Source organism: Ruegeria sp. THAF57, assembly GCF_903914075.1.
GTDB lineage: Bacteria > Pseudomonadota > Alphaproteobacteria > Rhodobacterales > Rhodobacteraceae > Ruegeria.
In genome coordinates this window covers 301895-318479 of sequence record NZ_CAIWNQ010000004.1, presented here as the reverse complement: position 1 = coordinate 318479, position 16585 = coordinate 301895, and the positions used below count along the sequence as shown (strand labels likewise).

The following is a 16585-nucleotide window of genomic DNA, read 5'->3' as shown; positions in this document are numbered from 1 at the left end:
ATGGCACAGATTTCGCTTTCCCGTCGTTTGCGCCGTACCCCTTTTTCCGAAGGCGTTGAGGCTGCGGGTGTCAAGGCATACACGGTTTACAACCGCATGCTTTTGCCAACGGTTTTCGAATCCGTCGAGGACGATTACCGACATCTGAAAACTCATGTTCAGGTATGGGATGTCTCATGCGAGCGGCAGGTGGAACTGCGGGGGCCAGAGGCGACGCGACTGATGCAGATGCTGACTCCGCGTGATCTGCGAGGCATGCTTCCGGGACAATGTTTCTATGTTCCCATCGTGGATGAAACCGGCGGGATGCTGAATGATCCCGTCGCAGTGAAACTGTCTGAAGATCGCTGGTGGATCTCGATTGCGGACAGCGATTTGCTGCTATGGGTCAAGGGCATCGCGAACGGATATCGTCTGGACGTGCTCGTTGATGAGCCAGACGTGTCGCCGCTTGCAGTGCAAGGCCCCAAGGCAGACGAATTGATGTCACGAGTCTTTGGTGATCGCATTCGGGACGTCCGGTTTTTCAAGTTCGACATGTTCGACTTTCAAGGGCGCGATCTGGCCGTGGCCCGGTCGGGGTATTCCAAACAGGGTGGGTTCGAGATTTATGTCGAAGGGTCTGACATCGGGATGCCGTTGTGGAACGCCTTGTTCGAGGCAGGAAAAGACCTGAACGTTCGTGCGGGATGTCCGAACCTTATTGAACGTATCGAAGGCGGTTTGCTGTCGTACGGCAATGACATGACAGACGACAACACGCCGCATGAATGTGGCTTGGGCAAATTCTGCAACACGCATACGGCCATCGGTTGCATCGGACGGGACGCTTTGTTGCGCGTGGCCAAGGAAGGTCCGGTTCAGCAAATTCGGCCCCTGGCAATCGACGGAGACCCGGTACCTGCCTGTCGTGGCACGTGGCCGATTTTGGCCGACGGAAAACGGGTAGGGCAGGTGACCTCGGCCGCATGGTCCCCTGACTTCCAGACAAACGTGTCGATTGGGATGCTCCGGCTGAGCCATTGGGACGCGGGAACTGAAGTCATGGTTGAAACACCGCAAGGAACACGCCGCGCCGTCGTTCAGGAAAAATTCTGGATTTGATCACGTCGCCAGACGTGCAGCACACAAGAAATGAAAGGAAATCATATGTTTAACGCGTTGGTTATGGATAAGGACGAAGAAAGCGGGCTTGCAAGCGCCTCGATAAAGCAGCTTTCGACTGATGACCTGCCTCACGGTGAAGTCACCGTGGCTGTCGAATATTCTACCGTGAACTACAAGGACGGCCTGTGCTTGTCTGCAAAGGGCGGCGGACTGGTCAGAAACTATCCTCACGTGCCCGGCGTCGATTACAGCGGTACAGTCGAATCTTCGACCGACGATCGCTACAAACCTGGTGACAAAGTGGTTTCAACCGGCTGGCGCGTCGGCGAAGCTCATTGGGGCGGGTATGCGCAAAAGGCCAACGCTTTGGCCGATTGGCTGGTGCCTTTGCCCGACGGACTAAACACACAGCAGGCGATGGCGGTTGGTACTGCGGGATTCACGGCCATGCTGGCCGTAATGGCGCTGGAAGACCACGGCCTGACACCCGGTAACGGACCTGTTTTGGTGACTGGCGCCGCTGGTGGTGTCGGGTCTGTCGCGACCGCAATTCTTTCCAATCTCGGATATAAGGTCGCAGCCGTTACGGGCCGCCCCGAAGCGGGCGAATACCTCAAATCACTGGGTGCGACCACTATCGTCCCGCGTGAGGATCTGAATGAGACTGTCAAACGCCCATTGGAGAGCGAAACTTGGGCAGGATGCGTCGACGCAGTAGGCGGCGAGATGCTGGCGCGTGTTCTGGGTCAGATGAAGTACGGGGCATCCGTTGCAGCGGTTGGTCTGGCCGGTGGGGCGGGGCTTCCAGCCTCGGTCATTCCGTTCTTGTTGCGGGGCGTGAACCTTTTGGGCATCGACAGTGTGATGCAGCCTTACGAAAACCGCGTGCGTGCGTGGCAACGGGTGGCAACCGACCTGCCGATGGACAAGCTTGATGCGATGATTCAGCCCGCCACGTTGAATGATCTGCCACAATTGGGGGGCGATATCCTCAAAGGGCAGGTTAAAGGGCGTGTTGTTGTAGACGTAAACGCCTGATCCCGAAGTCTTCCTGGGGACCGACTGGTCAGTGGACCGGTCGGTCTTTTTGCCTTCTGAAGAACTCGAAAATACCGGAAACAACTCTGGTCATTGACGCATTTCCCCATCATCATTGCTATACATCCCAACCGTGATGTCTTATGAGCCTAGCAAATAGCACCTGAAGACGGGGAGTGAGCAGCATGTCTGACGATTTCGAACTGGACACTGACGATCTAAAGCGCCGCATGGATGGCGCCATGTCCAACCTCAGAACCGAGTTTGCGTCGCTGCGAACTGGTCGCGCGTCAGCGTCGATGCTGGAGCCGGTAATGGTTGACGCCTATGGCTCGATGACCCCAATCAACCAGGTTGGCACGGTAAACGTTCCCGAACCCCGTATGGTTACGGTGAACGTGTGGGACAAAGGTCTGGTTGGCAAAGTCGAAAAGGCCATTCGTGAAAGCGGGTTGGGAATTAACCCTCAACTGAACGGCACGATCATTATGCTGCCGATCCCCGAATTGAACGAAGAACGTCGCCGCGAACTTGGTAAGGTCGCGGGACAGTATGCGGAACATGCACGGGTCTCGATCCGCAATGTGCGCCGTGACGGTATGGACCAAATCAAGAAGGCCAAGGCTGACGGAATGTCCGAAGACGACCAGAAGTTCTGGGAAAGCGAAGTTCAGGACCTGACCGATGAGATGATCAAGTCCGTCGACGCCGCGCTTGAGACGAAACAGTCTGAAATCATGCAGGTTTGACGCCACAATGCCCGACACCGCACATACTGTACCAGTGGATGGCCCTCGTCACGTTGCCATAATTATGGATGGCAACGGTCGCTGGGCCCAGGCACGGGGCAGGCCGCGCTTGTTCGGGCATCAGGCAGGCGCGCGCCGAGTGCGTGACGTGGTCGAAGCGTGCCCGGGGCTGGGAGTCAAATATCTAACCGTCTTTGCGTTCTCGACCGAAAACTGGAAACGCACACAGGCAGAAGTTGCCGGTCTGATGAGCCTGTTCCGACGCTATATCATCAATGAAACACGAAACCTGACCAACAATGGGGTGCGGGTTCGGTTTATCGGTGATCGCGTTCGTCTGGATCGAAAGCTAATCGACCTGATGGATACTCTGGAAGACGCCACCAAGAACAATGATCTGGTACACTTGACCATTGCCATCAATTATGGCGGTCGGGATGAGGTTGCACGGGCCACGAAACGTCTGGCAAAGGATGTCGCGGAAGGGCGTCTGAAACCGGAAGATGTGGATGAGGAAACCCTGCCCAAGTATCTGGACACACATGTTCTTCCAGATCCTGACCTTGTTATTCGCACAAGCGGTGAAGCAAGGATTTCCAATTTCCTTCTGTGGCAATCCGCTTACTCGGAATATGAGTTTATCGACACGCTGTGGCCTGATTTCACCGCCGAGGAACTCGAGCGTTTGTGCCGCAATTTCGGGACGCGAGAGCGCCGGTTCGGAGCAATTTCAGCATGAGCGAAGGCCGATGGTCTGACCTGACGGCGCGCGTCCTGTCAGCGGCGGTTCTTGTCGCGATTGGCTCAATCGAGGTTTGGCTGGGCGGTCTTTGGTTTGAAGCCTTCATCGCAATTGCCTGTGGCCTGATGACATGGGAACTGGTCCGGATGATTGACCCGGATCGAACTGCGGTGGCTGTGCAATTGTCTATCCTGACGGGTGTGGCCGTTGTCCTAAGTTACCACGTGCCGCCGCTTTATAAGTTGCCGTTCCTGCTGGCACCGGCCCTTGTCGGGGCGGGGCAGATCAGTCGCGCCAAGGGGACATATGCACTGTTTGCCGCGTGGATTGCGGCTGCGGGCCTCGGGTTCATCTCAATCCGCGAAAACATGGGCTTTGGCTGGATGGTCTGGCTGATTGCCGTCGTGGTCGCCACAGATGTTGCGGGTTATTTCGTCGGCAAGGCATTTGGCGGCCCGAAATTCTGGCCGAAAGTCAGCCCTAAGAAAACGTGGTCGGGCACCGCCGGCGGGTGGGTTGCCGCTGCGTTGGTCGGGACTATTTTTGCCCTCTATGCCGGATTTGGCGTCTTGTTCGTATTAGTCTCGATACTCGCTTCGATGGCAAGTCAGGCCGGAGATATCATAGAAAGCGCCACCAAACGTAAGTTCGGAGTAAAGGACAGCTCGAACCTTATCCCCGGCCATGGTGGTTTTCTGGATCGCTTCGATGGGATGATGGGGGCCGCGTTGTTCGTGTTGATTGCCGGTCTGATTTACACTCCGGGTGCAATGTAATGCGCAAAGTTTCAATTTTTGGCGCGACGGGTTCCATCGGTCAAAACACGATAGACCTGATTGGCAGGGACCCGTCTGCATATGACGTCGTTGCACTTACTGGGGGCGCCAGTATTGAACAGCTTGCCAAGGACGCGCGTCGTTTGAACGCCGACTTGGCTGTGACAGCCCACGAGGACAGGCTGGGCGATCTTCGCGACGCATTGGCAGGCAGCGGTATTGAAGCGGCCGCCGGGCCGCAAGCTCTGGCCGAAGCAGCCGCGCGTCCGGCAGACTGGGTTATGTCGGCCATCGTCGGTTCGGCAGGCCTTCCGCCGGGTCTTGAGGCACTGAAGCAAGGCGCAACTCTTGCGCTTGCCAACAAGGAAACTCTGGTCTGCGCAGGCGCTCTTGTGCTTGAGACAGCGCGCAAGCATGACGCAAAGCTTCTGCCGGTCGACAGCGAACACTCTGCCGTGTTTCAGGCTCTGGTTGGCGAGGATATGCAGGCCGTCGAACGTATCATCATAACGGCAAGCGGCGGGGCATTTCGCGACTGGCCCCTTAGCGATTTGGCAAGCGCCACGGTCGAACAAGCGTCAAGCCACCCAAACTGGAATATGGGCCAAAGGATTACCATCGACAGTGCGTCGATGTTCAACAAAGCCCTTGAACTGATTGAGACGAAAGAGTTCTTCGGTATCGCACCATCTAAGATCGAAGTGTTGGTTCATCCCGAATCCATTGTGCACGCCTTGGTGGGATTTACTGATGGCGCGGTCATGGCCCATATGGGTGCGCCTGATATGCGCCATGCCATAGGATACGCCTTAAATTGGCCGGACCGACGCGACCTGCCGGTTGATCGGTTGAACCTTGCAAAATTGGGTCAAATTCGGTTCCACGACCCCGACGAGGCACGATACCCGGCCCTAAGGCTGGCGCGTCATGTGATGGAGCGGGGCGGGTTGTCAGGCGCAATCTTCAATGCGGCCAAGGAACGGGCGCTGGATCACTTTATCGACCGCAAGATCGGCTTTTTGGAAATGGCTGACATCGTCGAAACCGCTCTGGACAGGGCAGAGGCTGAAAGCAGCCTTATTGATGCCCCTTTGACACTTGATAACGTGCTGCAAACGGACCATCTGGCACGTAAGTGGGTAGATGAAACCGTAGCCCAACGCGCAGGATAGAATTTTGGACTTACTTTCACTGATCCCCCAATTCGGTAATCTAGTTTACACCATTGTTGCGTTTGTCATTGCGTTGTCGGTGATCGTGGCGGTGCATGAATACGGCCACTATATCGTAGGTCGGTGGTCAGGTATCCACGCCGAGGTATTTTCGATCGGGTTTGGCCCGGTCCTCTGGAGCCGAGTCGACAAGCGTGGAACACGGTGGCAGATCGCGGCGCTACCCTTTGGCGGATATGTGAAATTTCTGGGAGACGCCAATGCGGCATCGGGCAAGGACGAAACCGCCATGTCCGAGATCACGCAGCAAAGCCCGGAAGAGTTGCGCAGAACGATGCATGGCGCACCGCTTTGGGCGCGAGCGGCGACGGTGGCTGCCGGACCGATTTTCAATTTCGCCATGTCCATCTTGGTTTTTGGAATGATCTTCCTGTCTCAGGGCGTAACGAAAGAGCCGTTGACGGTTGGCGCACTCGCACCCTTGCCGGGTACAGTTCAGGAGCTTCGTGACGGGGATGAGATCATCGCCATTGCAGGCGTTCCACTTCCCGAATTTGGAGAAGAGGGGGTCTGGTCCGAGTTCTTGGAGGCGCTGCCCGTTGAACCTGTGCTGGACTACACGGTCGTCAGAGATGGTCAGACATTGGACGTTTCCGCCCCCTGGCTGATGCCTCCGCTAATCCAGCAGGTGGCCCCGCGCAGCGCCGCAATGGATATCGACCTGAAGCAGGGTGACGTCATCACTGCGGTTGACGGTGAGCCGATCTTTGCGTTCGAGCAGTTGAAGGACCACGTGGAAGCCTCTGACGGCAAGGTTCTTTTGCTGGACGTATGGCGCGACGGGGCCGAGTTGGAATTTGCGCTGGCACCACGTCGAACTGACGAACCTCAGCCGGACGGCGGTTTTGTCACCCATTGGCGGATCGGGATTGTCGGCGGCATGATGCTGGAACCAGCGACGGAACCGGCGGGTATAGGCGATTCCCTTTCTGGTGGCGTAAGGCAGACAATTCGGATCGTTGAAGGATCCCTTTCGGGGATTTGGCATATGGTTACAGGTGCTATCAGTACGTGTAACATGTCAGGGCCTATCGGAATTGCTGAGACCTCAGGGGCGATGGCAAGCCAAGGCGCGCAGAACTTCATCTTTTTCATAGCGGTGTTGTCGACGGCCGTTGGTCTTCTGAACCTGTTTCCGATCCCGGCTCTGGATGGCGGGCATCTGGTTTTCTACGCTTACGAGGCGGTTGCAGGCAAGCCACCCAGCGATGGTGTACTGCGCGTGCTCATGGGTGTCGGGGTTTCGTTGATCTTGGGCTTGATGCTTTTCTCGGTATCCAACGATTTGTTCTGCTGATTGTGGCGCGTTCGGCGCGGAAAGGCCGCATTTCCGCCTCAATTTATGGGTAATCTCTATGGCAATTGGATGATTGTTTCAGAGGATGCCATGACACGGGCCCTGCAAAAGTCGTATAAAAGCTTCAGCTTCCTATTCCTGTTGAACTGGGACTCGATCCTGTTCTTCGGCGCGACCGCTTTGGCGATGTTTGGATGCGCTTACCTGATCACGATGTGATTCTCGCATTTCACTGAAAAACAACAGTTGGCGACCTTCTGGGTCGCTTTACTTTTTGGGCTTTTGACAAGATTTCTGAATACCGCTACTCAAACTTAAAGTCCTGAAAATTTGGGTAGAGAAAAATATGACTGATAGGCGAGGCGCAGGCACATCCTGCGGAGGGCAGAAGCTGACAAACAATATTTTGTGGCGAACGCTATCCGTTTTTTCCCTTATTGTTTTAGTGAGTTTAGTGTCGGCGCCGCAGGTCGCACAGGCGCAGAGTTACACCATCAATTCCTTCGACGTTGACGGGAACCGTAGGATCGAAACATCCACGATTATTGCCCGTACTGGCATCCAGCCCGGACAGACCGTGACTGCCGGAGAATTGAACGACGCGTTCCAGCGTTTGCTTGACAGTGGTGTTTTTGAGACAGTCGAACTGACCCCGCGCGGCAATACTCTGCTGATCGAGGTTCAGGAATACCCGACGATCAACCAGATCAGCATCGAAGGAAACCGCCGCGTAAAAGATGACGTTCTGATCGAGGCGATCTCGTCGCAGCCACGCCGCGTATTCACGCCACAAGTCGCCGAAGCCGACGCGGATCTGATCGCCGAGATTTATTCGGCGCAGGGCAGGGTGTCGGCAACCGTCATTCCGCGCATCATTCGCCGCAGCGACAACCGCGTTGATCTTGTCTTTGAAATCGCTGAAGGCACGACAATCGAGGTTGAGCGCGTCAGCTTCGTCGGCAACCGTGCGTTTTCCGACCGTCGCCTGCGTCGGGTGCTGGAGACCAAGCAAGCCAATTTCCTGCGGACTTTCCTGCGGGGCGACACGTTTATCGCCGACCGGATCGAATTCGACAAACAGGTCATCCGCGATTTCTATCTGTCGCGAGGGTATGTCGACTTCCGCGTCAACAGCGCGAATGTGGAGTTCACCCGCGAACGTGATGCGTTTTTCCTAGTGATGAATATCACCGAAGGACAGAAGTTCTCGTTCGGTAAGATCTCGACCGTCAGCGAAATTCCCGGCGTCGATGCGGCTCCGTATCAGCAGGCGTTGAAAATCAAGCCCGGTGTGACTTATTCACCGTCGTTGGTTGAGAACTCGATCGCTCGTCAGGAGCGCCTGGGCATCAAGCAGGGTGTTGATTTCTTGCGCGTTGAACCGCGTGTCACGCGTAACCCACGCGACTTGACGTTGGATGTTCAGTTCGTCCTTACCAAAGGACCGCGTATCTTTGTTGAACGCATCGACATTGAAGGCAACACCACGACGCTGGACCGTGTCATCCGCCGTCAGTTCGACACCGTTGAAGGTGACCCTTTCAACCCGCGTGAAATCCGGCAGGCGGCCGAACGTATCCGTGCACTGGGCTTCTTTGCGGTGGCAGACGTTGAGCCGCGCGAAGGATCAACGGCCAGCCAGGTCATCGTCGACGTGGACGTGGAAGAACAACCAACCGGCTCGCTAAGCCTTGGTGGTAGCTACTCGGTTTCCGACGGTTTCGGGATTGCAATCGGCCTGAATGAATCGAACTTCCTTGGCCGAGGTCAGAACCTGGGTGTGACCCTGTCGACCGCGCAGGATGCCGAGCAATATACGCTGAACTTCACCGAACCCTACCTGTTGGGACGCCGGTTGCGTTTTGATCTCGGTCTGGGCCTGGCGTCCACGAACTCGAGTTTTGCAAGCTACGACACCGAGCGGGTTTTCTTCAATCCACAGCTTAGCTACTCGATTGGTGAGCTTTCCGCCTTGCGCGTGCGCTATGGCTGGGACCGCAGCGAGATGACGCAGCAGGATGACGAAGTAAACGGCGCTGTGATTTCGTCGGAGATTGATCAGGGCAAGCGTACAACCAGCTCCCTGGGCGTATCCTATGTGTACGACAGCCGGATTGGCGGCCTGAACCCGAATGCTGGTGTGTTGTTTGAAGTTGGTCTTGATGCCGCCGGTCTGGGCGGTGACAACGAGTACTACAAATCAACCGCCAGAGCGATCGCTCAAACCCGTGTCCTCAGCGAAGAAGTCGTCTTGCGCGCCACTCTTGAAGCGGGTGCTCTGCACTGGAGAGGTGACGACTTTAGCCGGACGATCGACCGATTTGTGCTTGGTCCGAACACGTTCCGCGGCTTTGAACCCGCGGGTCTTGGTCCGCGCGATCTGTCCAACGGTCAGGACGATGCGATTGGCGGCAACTACTACTGGGTTGCCAGATTTGAATCGGATTTCCCGCTGGGCCTGCCCGAGGAACTGGGACTGCGCGGTGGCGTGTTCTATGACGTGGGCAACCTGTACAACATCGACGATGTGAATACGGCCGGTGCTGATATCGTTGGTGCAAGTGGTTCAATTCGCCACGTCATCGGGGTGTCTGTGCTATGGGAAACACCGTTTGGACCGTTGCGGTTCAACTTCTCGAAGGCGTTGAAGAAAGAAGACTTCGACCAGGAGCAGAATTTCGACCTGACCATTCAGGCGCAATTCTGACCAGAGGATGATGAACTCATTATCTCTTAAACTGCAGGGCCCCCTTTGGGCCCTGTGTGTTTTTTTGACCATTTTCCTTGCCGGTTTTGCTCAGGCTCAGCAACTGGGGGTTCCGCAAACGGCGGTTCTGACGATTTCCAGTGAGCGTCTGTTCGCCGACTCCGAATTTGGCCAACGTGTCCTGCGTGAGATCGAGGCTGAGGGCACACTGTTGGCCGAAGAGAATGAACGGATCGTTGCCGAACTTAGTCGTGAGGAAAAAGACCTTACAGAGCAACGGGCCGAGCTTCCGCCGGAAGATTTTCGACCGCTAGCTGAAGCATTCGATGAAAAGGTGCAATCCCATCGGGACGGGCAGCGGGCAAAGCTGGACGCACTTGCGCGGCGGAGTGAAGAAGCCCAGCAGATGTTTTTTGAGTTGATTCAGCCCGTGCTGATAGACCTGCTTCGTGAATCCGGAGCAACTGTCATTATAGAACGTTCAAGTGTCTTTTTAAGCTCGGACCGCACAGATGTGACCGAATCTGCAATTGCCCGGATTAACGTGGTAATCGGGGACGGAAGCACAATAGAAAACCAGGCGAACGAATAGGTTTGCTTGCCCTTGGGGCGTGGTGTTGCTAACCACGCCGGAAAGAGCAATCCAGAACGGGACACCTTCATCATGAGTACGGAAACCAAGAGCGCAGACATTCAGCTGATCCAGCGGATTTTGCCGCACCGCTATCCGTTTCTGCTGGTGGACAAGGTCATCAACATCTCGGGCTATCAGTCTGCGGTCGGCATAAAAAACGTCACCATGAACGAACCGCATTTTCAGGGGCACTTTCCGGGTACTCCGATCATGCCGGGCGTCACCATCGTCGAGGCGATGGCGCAGACCGCCGGTGTGATGTTGGGCGTGGGCATGGATGTGATCGACAGCGAACTGCTGATCTATTTCATGAATATCGACAAATGCAAATTCCGCCGCAAAGTCGTACCGGGCGACGTGCTTGAGATGCATGTGGAAACTGTGCGTGGCAAAAAAGGTGGTAAGATTTTCAAGTTCAGCGGCCGTGCAACTGTTGAAGGTGAGGTTGCCGCCGAAGCTGAATTCTCGGCCTATGTTGATTGGGACATGGAAAAAACGACATGAGCGGCATTCACCCCAGCGCAATCATCGAAGACGGTGCGCAGATCGGTGAAAACTGCATCATCGGGCCGTTCTGCTACGTCGGGCCTCGGGTCAAACTGGGCGACCGGGTCGAGCTGAAATCGCATGTGGTCGTGACCGGCGATACTTCGGTCGGGGATGACACGGTCATCTTCAATTTCTCGGTGATCGGTGAGATTCCGCAGGACCTCAAATTCGGCGGCGAAAATACCCGCCTTGAAATCGGCAAGCGCAATCGCATCCGCGAGCATGTTACTGTAAATACGGGCACCGATGGCGGTGGCGGAGTGACCCGGATCGGGGATGATTGTCTGCTGATGGCAGGCGTTCACGTGGCTCACGACGTGCAGATCGGCGACCGGGTGATTATGGTGAACCATGCCGGGGCTGCCGGACACTGCATCATCGAAGATGACGTGATCGTGGGTGGTATTTCTGGACTGCATCAGTGGGTGCGAGTCGGACGCGGCGCGATAATCGGCGCGCTGACCATGGTACCGAACGACGTCATTCCCTATGGGCTGGTTCAGGCCCCACGCGGCGAGTTGGACGGGCTGAATCTGGTTGGTCTGAAACGCAAAGGTGTCTCCCGCGAAGATATCTCGGCCCTGCGCGCGGCCTTCCGTGAGCTATCGACGGGCGATGGCACATTTATGGAACGTGCGCAGCGTGTCGGCGCAGAAAACGAAAGCGAATACGTGCAACGGATCGTCGATTTTGTCACCGGACAGACAGACCGTTCTTTCCTGACCCCGAGGAAGTAACTCATGCTGGCGCTGATTGCGGGAACGGGCGCATTGCCGGATGAGGTGGTTAGCCACCTTGAGACCAAACCGATCATTTGCGCAATGGAGGGGTTCATCCCGGATAGGCTCACTGCCGATATCGTCTTTCCGTTGGAGCATCTGGGCAGTTTCATTGCCGATCTGAAAGGGCGCGGTGTTACCGAAATCTGTATGGCGGGTGCTGTGAAGCGGCCTCAGATAGACCCCTCGCGCATTGATTCCGCCACGATGCCTCTTGTACCCGTGATTCAGCAGGCGCTGATGTCCGGGGATGATAGTGCGCTGCGTGCAGTAATCGGCATTCTTGAAGAAACCGGTCTGAAAGTGCGCGCGGCCCATGAAATCGCACCGGCCTTGTTGCCGCAACTTGGTTGCTTGACTGACACGCAGCCGTCGGATGACGATCTGGCCGATGCAGACAGGGCGGCCGGTATTCTGCGCGCAATGGGAACTGCGGATGTTGGTCAGGCCTGTGCGGTTTCAAAAGGGCAAGCACTTGTTATTGAAAGCATCTTTGGCACTGACTGGATGCTGCAATCGCTGACCCAACGCCCCGATGCAGGCGGAGGGGTTTTGTTCAAAGCCCCTAAACCCGATCAGGACCGTCGTGCCGATCTTCCAACAATCGGCCCCGGCACAGTCTCGGGAGCCGTGGCTGCGGGTCTGACGGGTATCGTTATCGAAAAAGGCGGTGTCATTGTGTTGGATCAGGAGCGGGTCGTTGAAGAATGCGATCGCCTCGGCCTGTTTCTTTATGTCCGCGAGCGGGCCAACTGATGCGAGTTTTTCTGGTCGCCGGTGAACCTTCGGGCGACCGCCTTGGCGGTTCGCTGATGGAAGGGTTACGCAACCTTGTTCCTGATGTTGAGTTCGACGGGGTTGGCGGCCCCTTGATGCAGGCGCAGGGTCTAAACAGCCGCTTTCCTATGTCGGAACTCTCGGTAATGGGGCTGGTCGAGGTTCTGCCGAAGTTCTTTCACCTCAAGCGTCGCATTGCCGAAACTGCTCAGGCGGTTTTGGATATGAAGCCGGATGTTCTGATTACGATCGACAGCCCGGATTTTTCCTTGCGCGTCGCCAAGATTGTCAAAGCTCAAAGCAATATCAGAACCGTACACTATGTCGCGCCAAGCGTATGGGCGTGGCGACCGGGGCGTGCGGATAAAATGGCCAAAGTCATTGATCACGTTCTGGCGCTGCTGCCCTTTGAACCCCCCTACATGGAACGGGCGGGGATGGAATGTGATTTTGTCGGCCACCCTGTCGCCAATGAGCCGGTCGCCTCGGATCAGGAAATCACCAATTTTCGTACGGCCCATGAATTGGGTGATGCTCCGCTTTTGCTTGCTCTACCGGGTTCGCGCCGGGGTGAGGTTGATCGTTTGGCTCCGGTATTTGGACAGGCGCTTACACTTCTTCTTCGTGATCACCCGGACATGCGGGTGGTTGTTCCGACGGTTTCGCATATGGTCGATGCAGTCCGCGAGCATCTCAAAGACTGGCCGGGCAATCCGGTGATTGTGGACCCGCGCGACCTGCCAACAGATCAAGCTGTGGCGGAGAAGCGGGCTGCGTTTGCGTCGGCGGATCTGGCGTTGGCCGCCTCGGGCACTGTGTCACTGGAATTGGCCGCACAAAACACGCCGATGGTCATCGCCTACAAGCTAAGCTGGCTGACCCAAAAAATAGCTGAGCGGATGGTAAAACTGAAAACCGTGACGCTTGTGAATCTAGTCTCTGATACCCATGCAGTTCCGGAACGTCTGCTGGATGACTGCACTCCGGAACGCATATCTGAAGCGCTGGCCAAAGTTTATTCCAACCCCAAGGCGCAGCAGACAGCGATGGACGTGACAATGAATCGTCTGGGGCGCGGCGGCGAGGCTCCGGGCCTTCGTGCGGCACGAGCGGTGTTGGACAGGCTACCCGCGCGCCATGGTTGAACATATCCTATTTGCCATCTCTGCGGGCATCGTGACGATTTCGACCAACCTGGACAACCTCGTCATGTTGTTTGGACTGGTCATGGTGATGAAGACAGCACGCGCCGTTATTGGTTTTGCGGTTGCGCAAGTTTTGATCCTGTCGCTGTCGCTAGCCATTGCCAGCGGGTTGGATCAAACGAGCTTTCTGCACTGGGTCGGCTATCTTGGGGTTGTTCCTCTTGCGCTTGGCCTACGCGGTATTTGGCACCAGATGTCCGGCAAAGATGATCGCAAGATACCCGAACGCGGCGCGGTCACATCGGTGGTCGTCCTGTTTCTGAGCCTGTCAATCGACACACTTGCGGCGATGACGCCTTTGTTGGCGGATTCAACACCTGCATTCCGGGTAACCGCACTGATCGGAGCGGCCTTCGCGCTTACCGGATTGATTGCCTTGGCGAGCTGGGGTGCCCCTCGTGCGCAAAACCTTGGTCCACGCATCGCACGACTGGACAGAATAGCTCCTTACATCATGGTTTCCGTCGGTCTTTATATCCTGATCAACAGCCCAACAGACGCCTTGTGATATTGCTGAATCAGTAGCCGCGCCAAATCCAGCCGCCGCCAAAGATTCGGCTACCTTCAGACGCGTAAAAGACACAAGCCTGACCCGGAGAAATGCCTTCCTCGGGCGTCAGCAGCTCGACTTCGGCGGTGGTGTCTGACAGGGGGCGAACGATCGCGTCGCGCGGGGGTCGAGTGGACCGAACCTTGACCTTCAGGTGCCACTCGTCGCGCGACGTGAACGGCTCATCGCCCAGCCAGTTGATCTCGCGCACGGGGATTGTGCGGGTGGCCAGCATGTCCTTGGGGCCGACCACGACCTGCTTTTTGTCCACGTCCAGCTTGACCACGTAAAGCGGTTCGCTCAGGCCGCCGATGCCAAGCCCACGGCGTTGCCCGATCGTGTAGTGAATGACCCCGTCATGCTGCGCCAAAACGCGGCCATCGGCATGGACGATCTCGCCGGGTTCAGCCGCACCGGGGCGCAGTTTCTCGATCACGCTGGCATAGTTGCCATCGGGCACGAAACAGATGTCCTGACTATCGGGTTTGTCGGCCACGGCCAGCCCGTATTGCGCTGCCATCTCGCGCGTGGCGTCCTTCGAGGGCAGGTGGCCCAGCGGAAACCGCAGGAAATCCAGCTGCTCGGGCGTGGTCGAGAACAGGAAATAGGACTGATCGCGGTTCGCATCCTCGGCGCTGTGCAGTTCCGGGCCGTTCGGACCCATCTTGCGCTGGATATAGTGGCCGGTGGCCATGCAGTCGGCTTCGAGGTCTTTTGCAGTTTCCAGCAAGTCTTTGAATTTTACACGCTCGTTACACCGGATGCAGGGCACAGGGGTTGCACCAGCCAGATAGCTGTCGGCAAACTCGTAAATCACCGCGTCCTTAAAGATGTTCTCATAGTCCAGAACGTAGTGGGGAAAGCCGCGCTCTTCCGCCACGCGCCGCGCATCGTGGATGTCGATCCCTGCACAGCACGCGCCTTTCTTAGCCAGCGCCGCACCATGGTCATACAATTGCAGCGTCACGCCCACGACGTCATAGCCCTGATCGGCCAGATGTGCCGCCACAACAGAACTGTCCACACCACCAGACATGGCCACAACCACCCGCGTTTCCGACGGGGGTTTAGCAATGCCAAGCGAGTTCAGCGGTGTCTCGGTATCGAGGGCCATGACGATTCCAGTACGGATTAAGAAAGACCGGCAGAATATAGGAAAATTCTACACACTCTCAAGGGGTGGTTTCACCCAGCATTAAGTACGCTGGCCTCAGCTTTGTCGCAGCAGAAAAGGTTATGAAGATGTATTTGCACAAAGTTGAAGGACCACGGTCCGTAACCCTACCGGATGGAACGGTTTTGTCGCGCGCAGACCTTCCTCCGGCGGACACGACAAGATGGGTGGCGTCGCGCAAAGTCGTTGTTGTTCGCGGCGTACTTTACGGCCTGATCACGCTGTCTGACGCAAAGTCACGGTATGGGCTGAGCGATGAAGAGTTCAATTCCTGGGTTTCGGCCGTTGCAGAGCATGGAAAAGACGCCCTGAAAGTGACGGCTTTAAAAAAATATCGACAACCTAAAGATGAAAGTTAATAAGTGATTCAACGGTAACGTCAGATTAACCATTTTTGAGCAGGCTTAACCTAATTGGTACGTTGAACCGAATTGGAGCAGTAAATGCGTATACTTCTTGTCGAGGATGATCCCACTACGTCGAAAAGCATCGAATTGATGTTGACCCACGCCAACCTCAATGTCTATGCGACCGACCTCGGCGAGGAGGGTATCGATCTGGCAAAACTATATGATTACGACCTGATCCTTCTGGACCTGAACCTGCCTGATATGAATGGGCACGAAGTATTACGTCAATTGCGCATTGCGCGGGTTGAAACGCCGATCCTGATCCTGTCTGGCGCTGACGACACCGAAAGCAAAATCAAAGGTTTCGGTTTTGGTGCTGACGACTACATGACCAAACCTTTCCACCGTGAAGAACTGGTTGCACGTATTCACGCAATCATTCGCCGTTCCAAGGGCCATTCCCAATCCGTGATCCACACGGGCCGCGTCGCGGTGAACCTGGATGCCAAAACAGTCGAGGTCGAAGGCAAAGCCGTACACCTGACTGGCAAGGAGTACCAGATGCTAGAACTGTTGAGTTTGCGCAAAGGCACGACACTCACCAAGGAAATGTTCCTGAATCACCTCTATGGCGGCATGGACGAACCCGAACTTAAGATCATCGACGTCTTTATCTGCAAGCTGCGCAAGAAACTCAGCAACGCGACGGGCGGCGAAAACTATATCGAAACAGTTTGGGGCAGGGGATACGTCCTACGGGACCCACAAAGCAACAGCATGGACGACAGGCGGGTGGCGGTCGGCGCGTAACCCGGGTTTCGAAATCTGGCCGTTGGTTCAGAGCGGTACCCTCAGTCTATGAACGGCACGTCTGGACCTGAGAATAACCTCGCCCTATCACTGAGTTTCAAGATTACGT

At 56.1% G+C, this 16585-nt stretch carries 18 protein-coding genes; 17 read left to right on the top strand and 1 reads right to left on the bottom strand.

Features of this window, described 5'->3' with window-relative positions; genetic code table 11:
* The 15 genes from RUESEDTHA_RS12860 to RUESEDTHA_RS12795 all read left to right on the top strand — a co-directional run bounded on the left by RUESEDTHA_RS12860 (position 1) and on the right by RUESEDTHA_RS12795 (position 14100).
* Positions 1-1104: a dimethylsulfoniopropionate demethylase gene (locus RUESEDTHA_RS12860; protein WP_180887225.1), complete on the top strand. Its 1104-nt coding sequence runs from the start codon at positions 1-3 to the stop codon at positions 1102-1104.
* Between the two features lie 45 nt (positions 1105-1149).
* Positions 1150-2145: an acryloyl-CoA reductase gene (gene acuI, locus RUESEDTHA_RS12855; protein WP_180887224.1), complete on the top strand. Its 996-nt coding sequence runs from the start codon at positions 1150-1152 to the stop codon at positions 2143-2145.
* A gap of 185 nt (positions 2146-2330) precedes the next feature.
* Positions 2331-2894 carry a ribosome recycling factor gene (gene frr / locus RUESEDTHA_RS12850; protein ID WP_180887223.1) on the top strand — a complete coding sequence of 188 codons (564 nt, stop codon included), beginning with the start codon at positions 2331-2333 and terminating at the stop codon, positions 2892-2894.
* Positions 2895-2901: 7 nt separating this feature from the next.
* Positions 2902-3633 (top strand): isoprenyl transferase, encoded by a 732-nt coding sequence (locus RUESEDTHA_RS12845; RefSeq protein ID WP_180887222.1) that lies wholly within the window; start codon positions 2902-2904, stop codon positions 3631-3633.
* Positions 3630-4412, top strand: coding sequence for a phosphatidate cytidylyltransferase (locus RUESEDTHA_RS12840; RefSeq protein ID WP_180887221.1), 783 nt, complete (start codon positions 3630-3632; stop codon positions 4410-4412). Before RUESEDTHA_RS12845 ends, RUESEDTHA_RS12840 begins: the two co-directional genes overlap by 4 nt.
* Positions 4412-5584, top strand: coding sequence for a 1-deoxy-D-xylulose-5-phosphate reductoisomerase (gene dxr, locus RUESEDTHA_RS12835; RefSeq protein ID WP_180887220.1), 1173 nt, complete (start codon positions 4412-4414; stop codon positions 5582-5584). The genes RUESEDTHA_RS12840 and dxr overlap by 1 nt, the downstream gene beginning before the upstream one ends.
* 4 nt (positions 5585-5588) lie before the next feature.
* A complete protein-coding gene (gene rseP, locus RUESEDTHA_RS12830; RefSeq protein ID WP_180887219.1) occupies positions 5589-6941 on the top strand; it encodes an RIP metalloprotease RseP in 1353 nt (450 codons plus the stop codon).
* Between the two features lie 90 nt (positions 6942-7031).
* Positions 7032-7160 carry a hypothetical protein gene (locus RUESEDTHA_RS20890; RefSeq protein WP_255431721.1) on the top strand — a complete coding sequence of 43 codons (129 nt, stop codon included), beginning with the start codon at positions 7032-7034 and terminating at the stop codon, positions 7158-7160.
* Positions 7161-7287: 127 nt separating this feature from the next.
* The gene (bamA, locus tag RUESEDTHA_RS12825; RefSeq protein ID WP_180887218.1) at positions 7288-9648 is read left to right on the top strand and encodes an outer membrane protein assembly factor BamA; all 2361 of its coding nucleotides are present in this window, start codon (positions 7288-7290) and stop codon (positions 9646-9648) included.
* A 64-nt stretch (positions 9649-9712) separates the two neighbouring features.
* Positions 9713-10240, top strand: coding sequence for an OmpH family outer membrane protein (locus tag RUESEDTHA_RS12820; RefSeq protein WP_255431720.1), 528 nt, complete (start codon positions 9713-9715; stop codon positions 10238-10240).
* 72 nt (positions 10241-10312) lie between these two features.
* Positions 10313-10786 (top strand): 3-hydroxyacyl-ACP dehydratase FabZ, encoded by a 474-nt coding sequence (gene fabZ, locus RUESEDTHA_RS12815; RefSeq protein ID WP_171121388.1) that lies wholly within the window; start codon positions 10313-10315, stop codon positions 10784-10786.
* A complete protein-coding gene (lpxA, locus tag RUESEDTHA_RS12810; RefSeq protein ID WP_180887216.1) occupies positions 10783-11568 on the top strand; it encodes an acyl-ACP--UDP-N-acetylglucosamine O-acyltransferase in 786 nt (261 codons plus the stop codon). Before fabZ ends, lpxA begins: the two co-directional genes overlap by 4 nt.
* Positions 11569-11571: 3 nt before the next feature.
* Positions 11572-12366 carry an LpxI family protein gene (locus RUESEDTHA_RS12805; RefSeq protein WP_180887215.1) on the top strand — a complete coding sequence of 265 codons (795 nt, stop codon included), beginning with the start codon at positions 11572-11574 and terminating at the stop codon, positions 12364-12366.
* A complete protein-coding gene (gene lpxB, locus RUESEDTHA_RS12800) occupies positions 12366-13532 on the top strand; it encodes a lipid-A-disaccharide synthase (protein ID WP_180887214.1) in 1167 nt (388 codons plus the stop codon). The genes RUESEDTHA_RS12805 and lpxB overlap by 1 nt, the downstream gene beginning before the upstream one ends.
* Complete coding sequence (locus tag RUESEDTHA_RS12795) at positions 13525-14100, top strand: hypothetical protein (protein WP_180887213.1); 576 nt, start codon at positions 13525-13527, stop codon at positions 14098-14100. The genes lpxB and RUESEDTHA_RS12795 overlap by 8 nt, the downstream gene beginning before the upstream one ends.
* 10 nt (positions 14101-14110) lie before the next feature.
* On the opposite strand, the gene mnmA is transcribed toward RUESEDTHA_RS12795, so the two are convergent.
* Positions 14111-15256, bottom strand: coding sequence for a tRNA 2-thiouridine(34) synthase MnmA (mnmA, locus tag RUESEDTHA_RS12790; protein ID WP_180887212.1), 1146 nt, complete (start codon positions 15254-15256; stop codon positions 14111-14113).
* A gap of 128 nt (positions 15257-15384) precedes the next feature.
* Between mnmA and RUESEDTHA_RS12785 the strand changes: the two genes are divergently transcribed.
* Positions 15385-15675: a DUF1153 domain-containing protein gene (locus RUESEDTHA_RS12785; RefSeq protein WP_180887211.1), complete on the top strand. Its 291-nt coding sequence runs from the start codon at positions 15385-15387 to the stop codon at positions 15673-15675.
* A gap of 84 nt (positions 15676-15759) precedes the next feature.
* The gene (gene ctrA / locus RUESEDTHA_RS12780; RefSeq protein WP_180887210.1) at positions 15760-16476 is read left to right on the top strand and encodes a response regulator transcription factor CtrA; all 717 of its coding nucleotides are present in this window, start codon (positions 15760-15762) and stop codon (positions 16474-16476) included.
* Positions 16477-16585: the final 109 nt, after the last annotated feature.